Annotated in this window: 12 protein-coding genes; all 12 read left to right on the top strand. The window is 40.8% G+C overall.

Annotated features, from left to right (window positions below; all coding sequences use genetic code 11):
• Positions 1-69 precede the first annotated feature (69 nt).
• The 12 genes from lhgO (at position 70) to hepA (ending at position 17,651) form a co-directional block, all read left to right on the top strand.
• Entirely contained in the window at positions 70-1,284 is a 1,215-nt protein-coding gene (gene lhgO, locus V7K97_RS25780; protein WP_334803824.1) for an L-2-hydroxyglutarate oxidase, read from the top strand.
• Between the two features lie 548 nt (positions 1,285-1,832).
• Positions 1,833-2,861, top strand: coding sequence for an NAD-dependent epimerase/dehydratase family protein (locus V7K97_RS25775; RefSeq protein ID WP_334803823.1), 1,029 nt, complete (start codon positions 1,833-1,835; stop codon positions 2,859-2,861).
• A gap of 201 nt (positions 2,862-3,062) precedes the next feature.
• Positions 3,063-4,331, top strand: coding sequence for a class I SAM-dependent methyltransferase (locus V7K97_RS25770; protein WP_334803822.1), 1,269 nt, complete (start codon positions 3,063-3,065; stop codon positions 4,329-4,331).
• 157 nt (positions 4,332-4,488) lie between these two features.
• Positions 4,489-5,496: a glycosyltransferase family 2 protein gene (locus V7K97_RS25765; RefSeq protein WP_334803821.1), complete on the top strand. Its 1,008-nt coding sequence runs from the start codon at positions 4,489-4,491 to the stop codon at positions 5,494-5,496.
• Positions 5,497-5,546: 50 nt separating this feature from the next.
• Positions 5,547-6,398, top strand: a complete 852-nt coding sequence (locus V7K97_RS25760; RefSeq protein WP_334803820.1) for a phytanoyl-CoA dioxygenase — start codon at positions 5,547-5,549, stop codon at positions 6,396-6,398.
• Between the two features lie 413 nt (positions 6,399-6,811).
• Complete coding sequence (gene rfbC / locus V7K97_RS25755) at positions 6,812-7,369, top strand: dTDP-4-dehydrorhamnose 3,5-epimerase (protein WP_334803819.1); 558 nt, start codon at positions 6,812-6,814, stop codon at positions 7,367-7,369.
• A gap of 104 nt (positions 7,370-7,473) precedes the next feature.
• Positions 7,474-8,721 carry a glycosyltransferase gene (locus V7K97_RS25750; RefSeq protein ID WP_334803818.1) on the top strand — a complete coding sequence of 416 codons (1,248 nt, stop codon included), beginning with the start codon at positions 7,474-7,476 and terminating at the stop codon, positions 8,719-8,721.
• 233 nt (positions 8,722-8,954) lie between these two features.
• A complete protein-coding gene (locus V7K97_RS25745) occupies positions 8,955-10,268 on the top strand; it encodes an NAD(P)H-dependent oxidoreductase (RefSeq protein ID WP_334803817.1) in 1,314 nt (437 codons plus the stop codon).
• Between the two features lie 509 nt (positions 10,269-10,777).
• A complete protein-coding gene (locus tag V7K97_RS25740; RefSeq protein WP_334803816.1) occupies positions 10,778-11,878 on the top strand; it encodes a glycosyltransferase in 1,101 nt (366 codons plus the stop codon).
• A gap of 178 nt (positions 11,879-12,056) precedes the next feature.
• Positions 12,057-14,285, top strand: coding sequence for a GumC family protein (locus V7K97_RS25735; RefSeq protein WP_334803815.1), 2,229 nt, complete (start codon positions 12,057-12,059; stop codon positions 14,283-14,285).
• Positions 14,286-14,983: 698 nt separating this feature from the next.
• Positions 14,984-15,715, top strand: a complete 732-nt coding sequence (hepC, locus tag V7K97_RS25730; protein WP_334803814.1) for a heterocyst development glycosyltransferase HepC — start codon at positions 14,984-14,986, stop codon at positions 15,713-15,715.
• Positions 15,716-15,809: 94 nt separating this feature from the next.
• Positions 15,810-17,651 (top strand): heterocyst formation ABC transporter subunit HepA, encoded by a 1,842-nt coding sequence (hepA, locus tag V7K97_RS25725; protein ID WP_334803813.1) that lies wholly within the window; start codon positions 15,810-15,812, stop codon positions 17,649-17,651.
• Positions 17,652-17,679: the final 28 nt, after the last annotated feature.

Genomic DNA, 17,679 nt, shown 5'->3' with positions numbered 1-17,679 from the left:
TGCCCAATGCCCAATGCCCAATGCCAATGATTTTATAGATTTACTGTAAATTGAAGTGCGATAATACTAATGTATGATTTTGCGATTATAGGTGGGGGAATAGTTGGACTCTCTACAGCATTGGCTTTAGGAAAACGCTATGCCAATGCGCGGATTTTAGTATTAGAAAAAGAGAGTCAATGGGCATTTCATCAAACTGGCAATAATAGCGGGGTGATTCATTCTGGCATTTACTACAAGCCAGGAAGTTTTAAAGCTAAATTTTGTCGTGATGGTTCTCGTTCAATGGTACAATTCTGCCAAGAGCATGGAATTGACCATGAAGTTTGTGGTAAAGTAATTGTTGCAACAGAAGAACAAGAGCTACCACGCTTAGAAAATCTCTACCAACGCGGCTTAGACAATGGCATAGAAGTCAAGAGAATCAGCCCCGAAGAAGTCAGGGAAATTGAACCTCACGTAAAATGTGTAGGTGGACTTCGGGTATTTTCAACTGGTATTGTTAATTACAAACAAGTTTGTTTAAAATATGCCCAGCTAATTCAACAGCAGGGTGGGGATTTACACCTCAATACCAAAGTTCTGAAAATCTCCCCAAGTGGTAAAAATCAGGTACTGCAAACAAACAAGGGTAACTTTGAAACCCGCTTTGTAATTAATTGTACTGGATTGCATAGCGATCGCACCGCCAAACTAGGTCAAGTTGAACCCCAAGCCAAAATTGTCCCATTCCGGGGAGAATACTACGAACTCACAAGAGAAAAACGCTATCTGGTCAAAACCCTAATCTACCCAGTACCCAATCCAGATTTCCCCTTCCTGGGTGTCCACTTCACCCGGATGATTGATGGTAGCGTCCATGCAGGGCCAAACGCGGTTCTCTCACTCAAACGCGAAGGTTACAAAAAAACCGACTTTGACTTACGGGATTTTCTGGAAGTCGTCACCTATCCTGGTTTCTGGAAATTGGCAGCCAAACACGCCCCTGAAGGTATCCAAGAAATCATTCGTTCCTTTAGTAAAGCAGCCTTCACCAGAAGTTTGCAAAAACTAATTCCCGAAGTCCAAGCAGAAGACTTAGTTCCCACCCATGCAGGAGTGCGCGCTCAAGCCTTAATGAACGATGGCAAGCTTGTAGACGACTTTTTGATTGTTTCCGGTCAAAACTCCATCCATGTTTGCAATGCTCCTTCTCCGGCTGCCACATCTTCTCTAGAAATCGGCAAAGCGCTTGTGGCGGAAATTCCCCAACTTTCGCATCTAGATACTGTAGTAACTGCATAGATATCATAGTTACTTCCGGGGCTGCTGAATTAAGGAGTGAATCTTATGGGGTGAGCATCTTGCCCATCCCACTAGAAAAACTGTAATGCATCAATTAAGAATCGCTATAGAATGCTGCTACCCAATGAGTAAGCCTGCAAAGGTTTTACTAACTACGTAATAACTATAGCGGTTCTCAGTTGAGTGCAATACAGACCTAACAAGAACAGCCCCAACCCTTGTAGCGTTGGGGAGTAAGATTCAAAGCCTCTCTCCTTTTAGGGGAGAGGAATGGAAGTGAGGTCAAACTGTATTGCATCCAAGTGAGAACCGCTATATTAGCCAAATCATATAGGGGGTTAACAGACCTAACAAGAACAGCCCCAACCCTTGTAGCGTTGGGGAGCAAGATTCAAAGCCTCTCTCCTACGAGGAGAGAGGTCGAGTTATTGCATACAAACGAAAAATATAGCGGTTCCCTTTTGAATGCAACACGCCCTTTAGTGAGACATCTGTACATCCCTACTAAACGAAGAATTTAACTCATCAATACAAAGGCATTAACCACAATGAAAATATTAGTAACTGGAACAGAAGGCTATCTTGGTTCATTATTACCGCCTCTGTTAATCGAACGGGGACATGAAGTTATTGGTCTAGATACCGGTTTCTATAAAGTTGGTTGGCTGTACAACCCTAGTGGAGTAACACCCAAAACCCTCAACAAAGATATTCGCAACATCACCCCTGATGACTTGGAAGGTATTGAAGCAATAGTTCACATGGCGGAACTCTCCAACGATCCCGCCGGACAATTGGCGCCAAATATTACCTACGAAATTAATCATGTAGGTTCAGTTCGTCTAGCTAGTCTAGCTAAGGCTATGGGTGTACGTCGCTTCGTATATATGTCTTCGTGCAGTGTCTACGGTGTTGCTACCGCAGGCGATGTTACAGAACAATCCCCAATTAACCCTCAAACAGCCTACGCAGAGTGCAAAACTCTCGTAGAAAGAGATGTCAGACCACTGGCTGATGATGACTTCTCTCCCACCTTTATGCGGAATGCTACAGCCTTTGGTGCTTCTCCTCGAATGCGCTTTGATATTGTTTTAAACAACTTAGCAGGGTTGGCATGGACTAGCAAACAAATCAAAATGACCAGTGATGGTACACCTTGGCGGCCATTAGTCCACGCATTGGATATTTGCAAAGCCATAGTCTGCACCTTAGAAGCACCGCGAGACATTGTACATAACCAAATCTTTAATGTGGGAGATACAGCAAACAACTATCGCGTTAGAGAAATCGCGGAAATTATTGCTGATATTTTCCCAGATTGTAAATTGTCCTTTGGTGACAACGGTGGAGATAACCGCAGTTATCGAGTCTCCTTCGAGAAAATTAACACAGTTCTACCCGGATTTAAGTGTGATTGGAATGCCCGACTTGGTGCCTGGCAGCTATTTGATTTATTCAGTCAAATACACATGGCTGAAGATACCTTCTTATTTAGAGGATTTACCCGCTTAAAGCAGCTAGAGTATCTGATTCGGACAGAGCAAATTGACAAAGATTTCTTCTGGAATAGAAAATAGCTAGAGTTGGCTATTAGTGTGTACATAAATAATCTATTTATAGGATTTGTTGGTAGTTTTCACTTTAGCAATAAGGTGCAAGCTACTAACATAGTAAATCAGAAAATACACATTAATAACCTCAATAATTCCGAAAATAATAGTATTTGATTCTGACTTATTTCATCCATCAAATTATTTGCAATCAGTGAGTTAAAATTTATGGCGATCGCAAAATGTCGTTTCAGTGGTCAACCTCTGCATCAGACCTTTATTGATCTAGGAATGTCACCTTTAGCCAATGCTTATCTTAGGGCAGAACAGCTAAACAATGCCGAAAAATTTTATCCTCTCCATGCTTATGTTTCTGAAGACACTCTCCTAGTTCAATTAGAACAGTTTGAAACTCCAGATCACATTTTTAGTGACTATGCTTACTTTTCTTCCTACTCGGTAAGTTGGCTAAAACACGCTAAAGCTTACACCGATATGATGGTAGAAAAGTTTAACTTTAATCATCATAATCAAGTTATTGAAATTGCCAGCAATGACGGTTACTTACTGCAATATTTTTTAGAGAAGGGAATCCCAGTTTTAGGAATAGAACCAGCCGCAAATATCGCCAAGGTAGCCCAAGACAGAGGCATTCCTAGTATCAACAAGTTTTTTGGAGTTGAAACTGCTAAAGAACTCGTGATACAAGGAAAACTGGCTGACCTTTTGATAGGTAATAACGTTTTAGCTCATGTACCGGATCTAAATGATTTCATCGCTGGGATGAAACTCATCCTCAAACCCAATGGTATTTTGACGATGGAGTTTCCTCACATTTTACAACTCATTCAAGAAAATCAGTTTGATACGATTTATCATGAGCATTTTTCTTACTTTTCATTCCTGACTATCGAAAAAATTTTTGCAGCGCATAAATTGCAACTTTTTGACGTAGAGGAGTTATCAACTCATGGCGGCTCACTCAGAATTTATGCCAAACACGATCACGCTGCTCATCCTAGCATCAGCGAACGAGTTAGCTATCTGAAAGCAAAAGAAATTGCTGCTGGACTGCATCAGATAGAGACTTATATTACATTTGGAGAAAAAGCCAAAGAAACAAAGCACAAGCTATTAAATTTTCTCTTGACGGCTAAAGCAGAAGGTAAATCAATCGCTGGTTATGGCGCACCAGCGAAAGGCAATACATTGCTCAATTACTGTGGAATTGGGAAAGATTTTATCGATTACACAGTAGATTGTAATCCCTACAAGCAGGGCTTATTCTTACCTGGAACCCATATTCCCATTTTTGAACCAGATAAAATCCGCGAAACCAAACCAGATTATATCCTAATTTTACCTTGGAATCTCAAGGAAGAAATTATGGAACAAATGGCATTTATTGGCCAATGGGGTGGACAGTTTGTAGTGCCAATTCCTGAAGTGAAAATTTATCCGTGTTCTGTTCCTGATCGGCTTCTAATAGCGTCGTAATTACTAAATAGGAGCAATAAACGCCTCTGATTACTAATAATTATTTGGATAATAGACAATATTTAAAGAGTAATTAAATGGCGGATAAACTTCAGCTAAAGTGTACGATTTATTGGCAATAACTACTCATATACCAATTTAATTACTCTTTCTTGCCATGCATAAATTACTGACTATTGCCATACCTACTTATAATCGTGCTGAGTTACTTGATAAACAGTTAGCATGGCTAGCTCAAGCTATTAAAGGTTTTGAAGATGATTGTGAAATTTTAGTTTCTGATAATTGTTCAACAGACAATACTCAGCAGGTGATCCAAAAATGGCAAGCAACACTTAGCAATATTACATTCAAGTCAAATAGAAATTATCAGAATTTAGGCGTTGTCAAAAATATCATGTATTGCCTAAATTCTACAACAACAAAATATGTTTGGACAATTGGTGATGATGACCCAATTCAAGATAGAGCCATTGCTTATGTGATTAGCAAGCTCAAGAACCATGAAGATTTATCATTGTTGTTCCTTAACTTTTCCGGTCGGAATCAAATTACTGGTGAACCAGTTCATCCACCAACAATTGTTGGTAATCGCTGGTTTGATATTGATAGTGAAGATGGTGATGGTGATGGTAAAGCTATATTTGAACATTGTTTCTCAAAAAGTGTCGGTGCAGTCATTTTTCTGACTGCTACAATCTACCGCACTGATTTAGTAAAACGCGCTCTACAAAATTGGCAAGATGCTGAAAATAACTGGATATCTTTAGCATATTTAGCCGGATATTGTGCTGCTAATGGGAGTATAATCGTCACTAAAGAGACTTATTTGGAATGTGTTGTTGGTGTGAGTTATTGGCAGAAAGAGCCAAAGTCTGCACTATTAATGCAATACAAACACATACCCGAAGTGATTTTGAAATTGGAAGAAAATGGATATTCTAAGCAGTTTTGCAGGCGGATGCTTTTGCAGAACAGTAAGGAAGTCAACTTGAAAGTTTTCTTGGGTGCTTTAAGAAGATGGCCGATGTCCGCCATCAAGACAGTAGTCCCATTTTTGGCTTTAGTCAGTTTGTGTGCTTTTGACATGATGGTTTCTAAGGAATTCAGGTTAGCAGAATCAAGTGAAATATCTACTCAGGAAATACAGAGTTATAAGCCATAAGCTACTAAATAACTGATAAATATACATTACAAATAGAGGGGATTTACGAAATGTTTGATGCAATTAAACGCAAAATATATACACTGTCTTCTGACTTTGAATATTACCTAGCTCGTTGGAAGCATAGCAGAAATCTGCCAGCATTGGAAGGACGCGATCGCAAGATCCTTAATGCTCTCAAAAAAGATGGCGTTTACGTCACAACACTGGCAGATTTAGGGTTCAACTCTAGCTCCGAATTGCTCAAAGCTGCACACCATCAATTGTCTGAGATGGAAAATCCCAACAACGACCATCTAGACGAAAAATTGCCACAAATTTCCACAGTTACAGGTTTACCAGAATTTTATGCCTGGGGAGTGGAGAAAAGACTTCTCAATATCATCGAAAATTATATTGGTCTTCCTATCGCTTTTCATGGTGTACATTTACGCAAAGATTTCAATAACAAACATCAGTTTGGGACGCTGCTATGGCATAGCGATGCAGAAGACCGTCGGATTATCAAAATCATTATTTACTTGAATGATGTCGAAGAAAAAACTGGGCCTTTTGAATATATTCCCCGCTCTTTAACTTCCTTATTTAGTTGGAATTATGTTCGACTTTACTACAAACTTTGGAAGTCAAGCTATATGGGTATCGACGATGAACAAGTAAAACCAGTTATCCCCAAATCAGCTTGGAAATCCTGCCCAGGCCCAGCAGGTACTGTCATTCTTGTAGATACAAAAAATGCTTTGCATCACGGCACAGTCCGCACAGAAGACCGAGCAACACTATTCTTGTGTTACACCGCTAACCCTCCTGAAAGACCAGACCTCTGCACCCAATACTGGGATGATACTTATCCCAGAGTAGAGTTACGTTCTGCATCAGATGCAATTAAAGCTTCGACTTAAAAACGCGCCGAAAGAATATCTAATTTCAGTAGACCGCAGAGGCGCAGAGAACACAGAGGAAGAGAAAGAAAGGAGTTATACCAATTTTTTATGAAGCTGCATAGAATTCGATCCCCCCAAGCCCACGCCAGTCGCTCATGGGGGAAACCCCCTTGGCGTTAGCCTCTCCCTTTGGGAGAAGACCGCGCCCGCTCCCCTTAATAAGGGGGGAACCGGAAAAACATCTATCAAAGTCCCCCAATTTATCGGGGGATTTAGGGGGATCAAGATATGTGCAACTTCACATTAAATTGGTATTACACCCGATGAAATTTCTAGATTACTGACACAAAATATCTCTCAAACTCTCGTCTCTCTGTGCCCTCTGTGGTTCGTTTAATTTCTTTACTCAACATTCATCTCAAAGCAATCAAATGATTTTCACCGAAACCGCACTTAAAGACGCATTCATTATTGATTTAGAAGAAAAGCCAGACCACCGTGGTTTTTTTGCTCGGTCTTTCTGCGCTCAAGAATTTGAAGCACACGGATTAAAGCCAACAGTTGCTCAATGTAACCTGTCTTTTAACTACAAAAAAGGTACTATCCGGGGAATGCACTATCAAGTTCTACCAGCCGCAGAAACAAAATTAATTCGCTGTACTAAAGGCGCTATCTATGACGTAATTATTGATATGCGTCCTGAATCTCCTAGCTTTCTATCACATATTGGTGTAGAACTAACCCCAGAAAATCGCCGCGCTTTGTATGTTCCAGAAATGTTTGCTCACGGTTATCAAGCACTCACAGATGAGACTGAAGTCGTGTATCAAGTAGGTGAATTTTACACGCCAGGGTATGAGAGAGGTTTACGCTATGACGACCCATTCTTTAACATTGATTGGCCTCTAGATATGACTGAAATATCTGAGAAAGATTTAAATTGGCCTTTATTGAGAATGATGACTGTTGGCGGTACAGCTTCCAGATAACTATAGAGTCTTTTTCTGCGCCAGGTGTTTCAACGCGGGTAACTCGCATAACACACTGGCTCCTCTGCATGAGGTAATACAATAATTAATTCTGGTAGAAATAAATGCCAAATAATATTCTATCTCGTGTCGGTAATACTATCTCTTTTTTATCTCAAAAAGTCCAAGCTCGCATCAATTATGCTAAGAGCTTACAGGTTGTTTCCCTAAAGCCTAAACAGCCTTCCAAAGGAAATGTACTTCTTTCTTATCGGATTGAGCCATTCCTATTAAAAGCTGGTCAGCCAATGCCTAATGACCATACTTGGTACTGGGAAGTTTGGCAAATCGCCCAAACTTTTTTAAAGTTAGGCTATAACGTTGATGTCATACAGTTCCACAATGATAAATTCGTTCCCCAAAAAGACTACGCATTTTTCATTGATATCCGTCATCGAATGGAAGCCCTTGCACCAAAACTCAATAAAGATTGCGTCAAGATTTTCCACGTTGACATTGCTAATATGGTGTTTCGCAATGCAGCAGAATGTAACAGGCTTCTAGAACTCCAACAGCGCAAAGGCATAACCTTAAAACCACAGCGATTTGAAGTTCCTAACTTGGGAATTGAATATGCTGATTGTGCGATTGTGTTGGGTAACGATTTCACAACTGATACATTCAAGTATGCCAACAAACCAATGTATCGTATCCCAATTTCTTCGCCTGTCGTTTATCCCTATCCTGACAAGAAAGATTTTGAAGCGGTAAGAAAGCGTTTTCTGTGGTTTGGTGGTAGTGCTTTAGTCCTCAAAGGATTAGATTTAGTTTTAGATGCCTTTGCTCAAATGCCGGAATACCATTTAACAGTTTGTGGCCCGGTGAGTAATGACAAAGAATTTGAGCAAGCTTTCTATAAAGAACTGTACGAAACACCTAATATTCACACTTATGGGTGGATTGATGTTAGTAGTCCTGACTTTATAGAGGTTACAAATAACTGTCTAGGGCTTGTTTACCCTTCCGTTTCTGAAGGGCAGTCAGGAGCGGTAATCAGTTGCTTACAAGCTGGGTTGATTCCGATTTTGAGCTATGAATCTGGTGTGGATGTTTACGATTTTGGTGTGATTTTCGATAATCTTTCCCTTGAAGAAATTAAGGCGAAAGTTATAAGTATTTCCAATTTGCCTGTTGAAGACCTAAAACTGATGTCTATTAAAGGATGGGAATACGCAAGAGCAAATCATACCAAAGAAAAGTTTGCTCAAGCCTACAGAAATGCTGTGGAGCAAATTATCGAAAATCACAGTCAGGAAAAACAGACTGATTCTATAGCATCTAGCAAACAGCTAGTACTTAGCCCTGGCGATTAGAAATCGCGGCTATACAAACCAAGTCCGCCTGCGCGGACTAAGGATTAAGGGTTTCAAACCCGCGCAGGCGGGTTTTGCCTGTGTAGCCGTGACTTCTAGTCACTTGGTGCAAGATGTCGCAAATCCTAATTCCCTATGAAAATGTACTTAAAATTTAGCTGTAACAAATTATTAAGTACAAAAATATCGAGAATTTGTATCATAATAAACAGTTCCAAAAAGGAGTTTAGTTCATGATTATTATCGATCGCGCCTTACGAGCCAGAGCAGCAGCAGGAAATCCTATCAAAGTGGGAATGATTGGTGCTGGTTTTATGGGTCGAGGAATTGCCAACCAAATTGTCAATTCAGTGCCAGGAATGGAGTTAGTTGCTATCTCCAATCGTCAGATTGATGCAGCTAAACAAGCTTATTCGGAAGCAGGAATTGAAGATATCCAAGTTGTTGCAACTGTCAGCGAATTAGAAGATGCGATCGCTAACGGAAAGTATGCAGTCACAGAAGACGCTAAGTTACTGTGTCGAGCTGAAGGCATCGATGCATTAATCGAAGTCACAGGTGCAGTGGAATTTGGCGCTCACATCGTTATGGAAGCGATCGCCCATTGCAAGCATGTGATCATGATGAATGCTGAACTCGATGGCACCATTGGCCCCATCCTCAAAGTGTATGCCGACAAAGCAGGTGTGATTCTCAGCGCCTGTGATGGCGATCAGCCAGGGGTACAAATGAACCTTTACCGCTTTGTCAAAAGCATTGGTTTAACTCCCTTATTATGCGGTAACATTAAAGGACTTCAAGACCCCTATCGCAATCCCACCACCCAGGAAGGATTTGCTAAACGTTGGGGTCAAAAGCCCCACATGGTGGCTAGCTTCGCCGACGGAACTAAAATTTCCTTCGAGCAAGCGATCGTTGCCAATGCCACAGGCATGAAAGTCGCCAAACGGGGAATGCTAGGATATGACTTCAACGGTTCTGTCGATGAAATGACCCAGTTATATGATGTTGAACAACTCAAGGAACTGGGCGGCATTGTCGATTATGTAGTTGGAGCCAAACCCGGCCCAGGCGTATATGTATTTGCCACACACGACGACCCCAAGCAACGCCACTATCTCAACTTATACAAATTAGGCGAAGGCCCACTTTACAGCTTCTATACTCCTTATCACCTCTGTCATTTTGAAGTTCCCTTGTCCGTAGCGCGTGCTGTCCTATTCGGTGATGCCGTTATGTCTCCACTAGCAGGCCCGCTAGTAGATGTTGTCACCACCGCCAAAATCGACCTGAAAGCAGGAGAAACCTTAGACGGCATCGGCTACTACATGACCTACGGACAATGTGAAAATTCCGATATCGTCCAACAGCAAAATCTTCTACCAATCGGTTTAGCAGAAGGGTGTCGCCTCAAACGAGATATTTCTAAAGATCAAGTCCTCACTTATGAGGATGTAGAATTACCTGAAGGCAGACTTTGCGACCAACTCCGAACTGAGCAAAACACCTATTTCGCTCCAGAAAAAATCTTAGTAGCAGTTGGATAAGGGACTGACAAATAAAAAAATACTCAACTACTTCTTGTGGGGTGGGCGACACGAGTGCCCATAGCCAAAGACGCTCATGTTGCCCACCCCACAAGATTGGATAATTTATTTGTTGGAAGTCCCTAATATCGGTTTCAAAAATATTTGCAACAAATGAATTGGCTGTAGGGGCGTAGAGTCAGGGCGAATAGAATTCGCGGCTACACAAACGAAGTCCGCCTGCGCGGACTAAGGAAAAATTGAGGGTTTGAAACCCAGGTCGGTGGGTAAAGCCTCGTGTAGACGCGGTTTCTAACCGCCGATTTAACTAAAGCAGGGCGAATAGAATTCGCGGCTACACAAACAAAGTCCGCCTGCGCGGACTAATACAAAATCAAGGGTTCTTAACCCAGGTCGGTGGGTTTTCCCTGTGTAGGTGCGGTTTCTAACCGCCCATTTAACTAAAGTTGTTGATAGTAACTTGCTGGGGAGCGTTGAAACAAACCTGATCGAAACTTTAGGTCAAATTCATGAAAATTGCTCTCGTCCATGATTATTTAACCCAGCGAGGTGGGGCAGAGCGTGTGTTTGAACTGCTTTGTAAGCGCTATCCCGAAGCAGATATTTTCACATCTTTGTACGATCCCCAAAAAACTATTGACTTAGGCGATCGCATAGTCAACACAACCTTTTTACAAAAGATTCCTGGTGCAGCAAAATATTTCAGGTCGATGGCTCCTCTATATTTTCCTGCCTTTCGAGCCTTAGATTTACAAGATTACGATTTAATTATTAGCAGTAGCACCAGCTTTGCCAAAGCAGTGCGAAAAAACCCTAATGCCCGCCACATTTGTTTTTGCCATAATGTCACCCGTTTCTTATGGGATACAGCAACTTATTTAAGAGAGTACGGAGACTACAGATATTTTGCTCCTTTAATTGAACAAGTATTCCAAGTAATGAGAAAGGTAGACCTGAAATATGCACAGGAACCTGACCTTTACATTGCTAATTCGAGTGTTGTTGCCCGCCGAATTGAAAATATTTATGGCAAAAAGGCAATGATGGTGAACTATCCAATTGATACTAGTAAATTTCTTTTTTCAGATATAAAAGATGAATATTATCTTGCCTCCGCTCGGATGATCAGTTATAAGCGACTTGATATAATAGTCGAAGCTTTTAACTGGCTAGGGTGGCGGTTATTAATATCAGGTGACGGGCCAGAACAAGCCCGGTTAAAATCCAAAGCATTACAAAATATTGAGTTCTTGGGACACGTAAGTGATAAAACCCGCAAAGACTTGTTTTCCAAAGCCAAGTCTATTATTGTCGCAGCCTTAGAAGACTACGGATTAGTCCCAGTAGAGGCTAATGCTAGTGGTACACCAGTCATCGCTTATGGAGCAGGTGGAGTATTAGATACTCAAATACCAGGTGAAACAGGAGTCTTTTTCAAAAGGCAAACACCGGAATCATTACAAGTTGCATTACTAGAAGCTAATGGCATTTCTTGGGATTACGATCGCATCCGTAATCATGCAGTAGCAAACTTTTCAGAAAATGCATTCTTTGGTAAGGTCGAGCAAATTATTAATCAGGCTTGTGGCGTGCATCAATTATTCATTTGATTTGTTAATCTCTTCTCACTATAAGATTACCTATTTATTTTCTCTCTCCTCCTTGGCCTCCTTCTCTAACGAGACGCTGCGCGTTGGCGGTTCGTAAAAAAATAGGTATTCTTCGGAGAATCTCTTAGCGTAAATCTCGTTGGCGCAGCCTTTCGTAGAAAAGACAAGGATAATAAAAGTGGTTCAAGCTAGTCTAAATCCTCATATAACTCCAACTTCTGAAAGTGAAGCAGGTTACGGACAATTATTTGCTGTACTTATACGGAGATTTCCTTGGTTCTTAGCAGTATTAATTACTTCTGTAGCTCTTGCAGGCGTAGTAACTTTTAAGACAAAACCGACTTATAAAAGTTCAATGCAACTGCTAGTAGAACCTAACTATCAAGGTAAGACAGAAGGTGCTGGGTTAGACAACCAGTTTACAGACTCTAATGTGGTTATAGATACTGCAACCCAGCTTAACTTGATGCAAAGTTCGGGACTCATCCAAAAAGCAGTTGAAAAACTTCAGTCTGACTATCCAGATATAAGTTCAGCTGAAATTAAAACTTCTTTGGTCTTAACTCAATTAAGGAGCAAAGAAGATAATGTCGCTACTAAAATCTTTCAAGTTGAATACACTGCTGGAGATCCAGAAAAGACCCAAAAAGTTCTGGGTGCAATTCGACAAGTTTATGTGGAATATAACAAAGAACAGCAGAATTCGCGTTTACAAAAAGGTCTGCAAATTATTAGGGAACAGTTAAGTAAAGCCAGTGAAGAAGTAAATGCGGCTGAGACAAATTTACAAAGGTTTCGCAGAAATCAGAACTTAATTGATCCAGAGTCACAGGCGAAAGCGATTGAGACAGGTTTGAATACTATTGCCCAAGAACGACAGACAACTCGTTCTCAATATGAGGAAGCTTTGGCACGCCAAAAGTCTTTAGAAGAACAACTTAACCGTTCTCCCCAAAATGCTCTAGTTGCTTCTCGTCTGAGTCAATCTACTCGCTATCAAGGCTTACTAAACGAAATCCAAAAAAGCGAACTAGCACTAGCACAAGAACGATTACGCTTTACAGATGAAACTCCGAGTGTGCAAAAACTTAAAGAACAGCTTCAGAGCCAGAAGGAGTTATTGCAACAAGAGGTAGGAAGAACTTTAGGCGGACAATCTTCTGGGGGATTCACTTCTGGAGATTCTCTTCTCGAACGAGGACAGCTTGGGCAAATTGATCTTAGCCTTGCTGGTCAGTTAGTAGAAACGCAGACAAATATAGTTGCTTTAACTGCTCGCGATCAAACTTTGGCTCAGAAAGAAAACGAACTGCGTCTTGAAATTAAACGCTTCCCACCTCTGCTAGCTTATTACAATCGAATGCTACCGCAGTTACAATTTAGTCGTGAAAGATTAGAGCAGCTTTTAAGAGCAGAGCAACAATTACGGCAAGAACTTTCCAAGGGTGGATTTAATTGGGAAGTGGTAGAAGAACCCCAAAAAGGCGCACAATTAGGTCCCAATCTTCAACAGAACTTGTTGTTAGGTGGAGTGGTTGGGTTTATGTTAGGAGGCATTGCTGCCTTTATTCGGGAATCGGCTGATGATGCAGTTCACACCACTGCTGAATTAGAGAAGCAAATGGCTATACCGTTGTTGGGAACAACTCCGAAATTACCGCCAGCCAAACCCAAAGAATCAATGATCAAATTGCCTTTTGGCAAGCCAGAAGTTCTCGCTCCCTGGACAATTCAGGTATTGCAATCTCCACCGCGTTGGGAATCGCTGGATCTGATTTACAAAAACATTGAACTTTTAAATACTGTTACAAGTTTGAAATCTCTGATGATTACTTCGGCTTTAGCCGATGAGGGTAAATCAGCTTTAGCTTTGGGTTTGGCAATGAGTGCAGCGCGTTTACACAAAAAGGTGTTGCTAATTGATGCCAACTTACGCGATCCTAGTCTGCACGAACAATTGAATCTTCCTAATGAACAGGGGCTTTCAACTCTACTGGCCAGTGATACAACTCTACCCAACCAAATTAGTCTTCAATACTCAGGTTCCGCCTACATTGACATTTTGACTGCTGGCCCCAAACCTGCTGACCCAGCGAATCTGTTGAGTTCGCCTCGGATGATGCAATTAATGGCAGCATTTGAGGAAAACTATGATTTGATACTGATAGATGCTCCCCCAGTTCTCGGCTTGGTGGATGCCATGCTTACCGCATCATCTTGTCGTAGCGTGGTCATGGTGGCAAGCATTGGGATTGTCACGCGAAGTCAGTTGACTCAAGCGACAGCGATGTTAAGTAAGTTAAATCTGATTGGGGTTGTAGCTAATGGGGTATCAAACTCTAGTAGTAATTACGTACCTTATATTAAACAACAGCAATTAGCTCTACGTCAAGGTGTGGAAAAATAACTAGTACCGCAAGATGAAAGATCCCCGACTTCTTAGAGAAGTCGGGGATCTTTTTGGTTTCTAGCCTCTGGCTGGAAATGCAGATCAAAAGTGGCTCTGCCGCGAGTCAGGGAGGCGGCAGCCCCAATGAGGGGCATTTCCAGTCGGAGACTGGGAACGAGGTAATGAACAGAATTTAATTTTGTTGCGATCAGGATAAATTCAGTATATTTATGCTATCTTTATGGGTTATCAGAGAAATCACTGGCTCTTTAAAGAGTAAATAAAGAATTTATTTGAGCGATCGCTATTTCTACATAGTCTTATATTGTAGAGATTAAAGCAGCTTCAAAAAGGCTAAAAGACAAGAGTAGACTGGTTTTGTTAAATCTGCCGAATTGTGAACACCTCAGCGTAATTAAACGTAGATATAGATTCATGGGTAATTTCCCTCTACATTTCTCTACTGTCAGTAGTTCCCGGAAAATCATGATTTACCCATGAATGTTAATAGTAAAGTTGCTCGTAATTAAGTGTAGGGTTTATGACCCCCCAACTCCACAGGTAGCTTTGTTTCAAACTGGGGTTTAGACTACATCTGACGAATTACGAATATTTCCAACTTTTTGGACTTACAACAAGATTTGGATTTGGGTCTTTGGCATTGATAGCCTTTGATAACTCTTCAGCAATTCACTCCTGTATAATCCCAAAGACGTATGACAACTTCAATAATTCCAACTCTAGAGAATTTATATGATGTAACCCAGCAACACCAAGGTAATCGCTCTGGGTACTGCACACTGTATTGGCGACGGGGTAAGCTGTTGGTGAAGCCGCGTGGACTAGTTAAACAACCATATCTGCCTTCATTAGATAGTAAGCGATCGCTAGTAGAATGCTTACAACATTCTCCTGTAAGTTTGGTAAGCATAGATGCAAAACTGGGTGAAGCTTTGGTCAGGTTTTGGGCAGATGCGTGTGAAGAAGCTCAAAAACCAATATTCCTAAGCATACCTGCTGGCAATAAACTATCTAACCAACCCTGGAGACAATTACAAAGACTAATTGATTGGATTGCTGCTTGCGTGTTACTGCTATTAGTAAGTCCGCTCATGTTGGGATTGATTGTATTAATGCAGGTTTACTCACCAGGATCACTTTTTTGTCGTGAGTGGCGGGTTGGAAAACGGGGTAAACTCTTTCGGGCGATGAGGTTTTGCACAACTACAAAGCACAACATCACACCGCTAGGGCGTTGGATGTGTAAATACGGTCTTGACAATTTGCCCCAGTTATTAAATATCCTGCGGGGTGATATGAGTTTAACCGGATCTTGTTGTTGGACTTTGGAAGATGCAATACAGCTAAATAAACTACCAGAAATTACAGCTTCGTGGGAAGTAGAGGCACAGTCTCACCTGTTACATCTGGATAGTCAAACACTGTAATTTATCTGTGCGGTAACTGATGATTTCATCTACCGCACTTGGGGTAAAGCAAAAAGCGGTCTATCTACCTTGCCAAACTATTATTATAAAATCCATGCATTTCAAACTTCCTCAACCACTCGGTAATTTTCTCAAAGCTACCAGCTTTTGGCAGGAAAACTATTTGATATTACAAGAATTTAAGCACTTTCGCAAAATTGCAATTTTAGCTCTAATCTTTTCGGTTCTAGCGGCAACTTTTGAAGGTGTGAGTATTGGTTTCTTGCTTTCCTTTTTGCAAAGCTTAACCACTCCCAACGCTCAACCTGTCCATACAGGAATAGAATGGTTTGATATTTGGATTTTGGGAGCTAAGACATCGGCGATTAATCGTCTATACCGCGTATCTTTGCTGATTTTATTGAGTACTTGGTTACGTGTTGCCTTCAATTATTTTTCACAAGTCTATATTGAACTATCTCAACTTAATCTTGGCGATCGCTTACGCAAGCAAATTTTTGAGCAATTACAATCTTTATCACTAAGTTACTTTTCTAAAACTCGTTCTGGTGAGCTAATTAACACAATTACTACAGAAATCGAAAGGATCAGACAGGGTTTTAGTGGCGCAGCCTTTTTATTTACTAGAGGACTAACAACTGTTGTCTACTTAATATCAATGTTTTTGATATCATGGCAGCTAACAGTAATTTCAGCATTATTATTTACACTTTTAGGTGTAGGATTATCCAATCTAAATGCCAGGGTCAGAGAATCAAGTTTTGGTCTGACAACTGCTAATGCTAATTTTACCTCAACAGCCGTAGAATTTATTAATGGCATTCGCACTGTTCACTCCTGCGGTACTCAAGAATTTGAGCGCCAGCGTTACTACAAAGCTAGCGACAAGATAGTAAGTACTACGACCAAAGTTGTCTTCACTTGGACACTTGTCAAACCAATTGCTGAAGGGGTAGCTACAACAGTGTTGGTCGGAATGATTATTTTGGCATTCACTACCCTGGTTACTAATGGAACCCTACAAGTTGCTTCTTTACTAACATTTTTCTTTGTGCTATTTCGCTTTATTCCATTCGTTCAAGATATTAACGGAACTAGAGCTTTTCTCAGTACTTTACATGGTTCAGCAGACAACATTAAAAACCTCTTGAAAAGTGACGACAAAAATTATTTCCAGAATGGAAAGCTTAAGTTTAAGGGTTTAAAAAGGTCAATAAACTTAGTATCTGTAGATTTTGGTTACGACGATAAAAATCTAGTCCTGCATAATATTACCCTAACTATTGAAAAGGGAAAAATGACAGCACTAGTCGGAGCCTCTGGTGCTGGTAAAACAACTGTTGCTGATTTAATTCCCCGATTCTATAATGCTACAGATGGAAATCTTTACATTGATGAAATTGATGTGCGGCAGTTTGAAATTAACTCTCTACGTCGCAAAATAGCTGTCGTCAGTCAAGATACTTTTATCTTTAATACTAATGTTTGGCAGAATATTGCTTACGGCACTCCACAAGCAACTAATGATGAAATTCAAGAAGCTGCTAAACAAGCAAATGCATTAGAATTTATTTTGGAAATGCCCGAAGGTTTTGATACCCAATTAGGAGATCGGGGTGTTAGATTATCTGGAGGACAAAGACAGCGAATTGCTATTGCACGAGCTTTACTGCGGAACCCAGAAATTTTGATTTTGGATGAAGCAACTAGTGCCTTAGATTCTGTATCTGAGCGGTTAATTCAAGATTCATTAGAAAAGCTATCTGTTGGGAAAACAGTAATTGCGATCGCTCACCGTCTTTCTACCATTTCTAAAGCAGATAAAGTTGTAGTTTTAGAACATGGACGCATAGTAGAACAAGGCAAGTATCAAGAACTATTGGAAATCAAAGGCAAGCTTTGGGAATATCACAATATGCAATACCATAGTTCGTAATACTTCGGTTGCGCTCAGTACAAGTTCG

Origin of the sequence: Nostoc sp. (assembly GCF_036917815.1) — a bacterium.
Lineage (GTDB): Bacteria > Cyanobacteriota > Cyanobacteriia > Cyanobacteriales > Nostocaceae > Nostoc.
The sequence above is the reverse complement of the archived record's forward strand: the minus strand, read 5'-3'. Positions and strand labels throughout refer to the sequence as shown.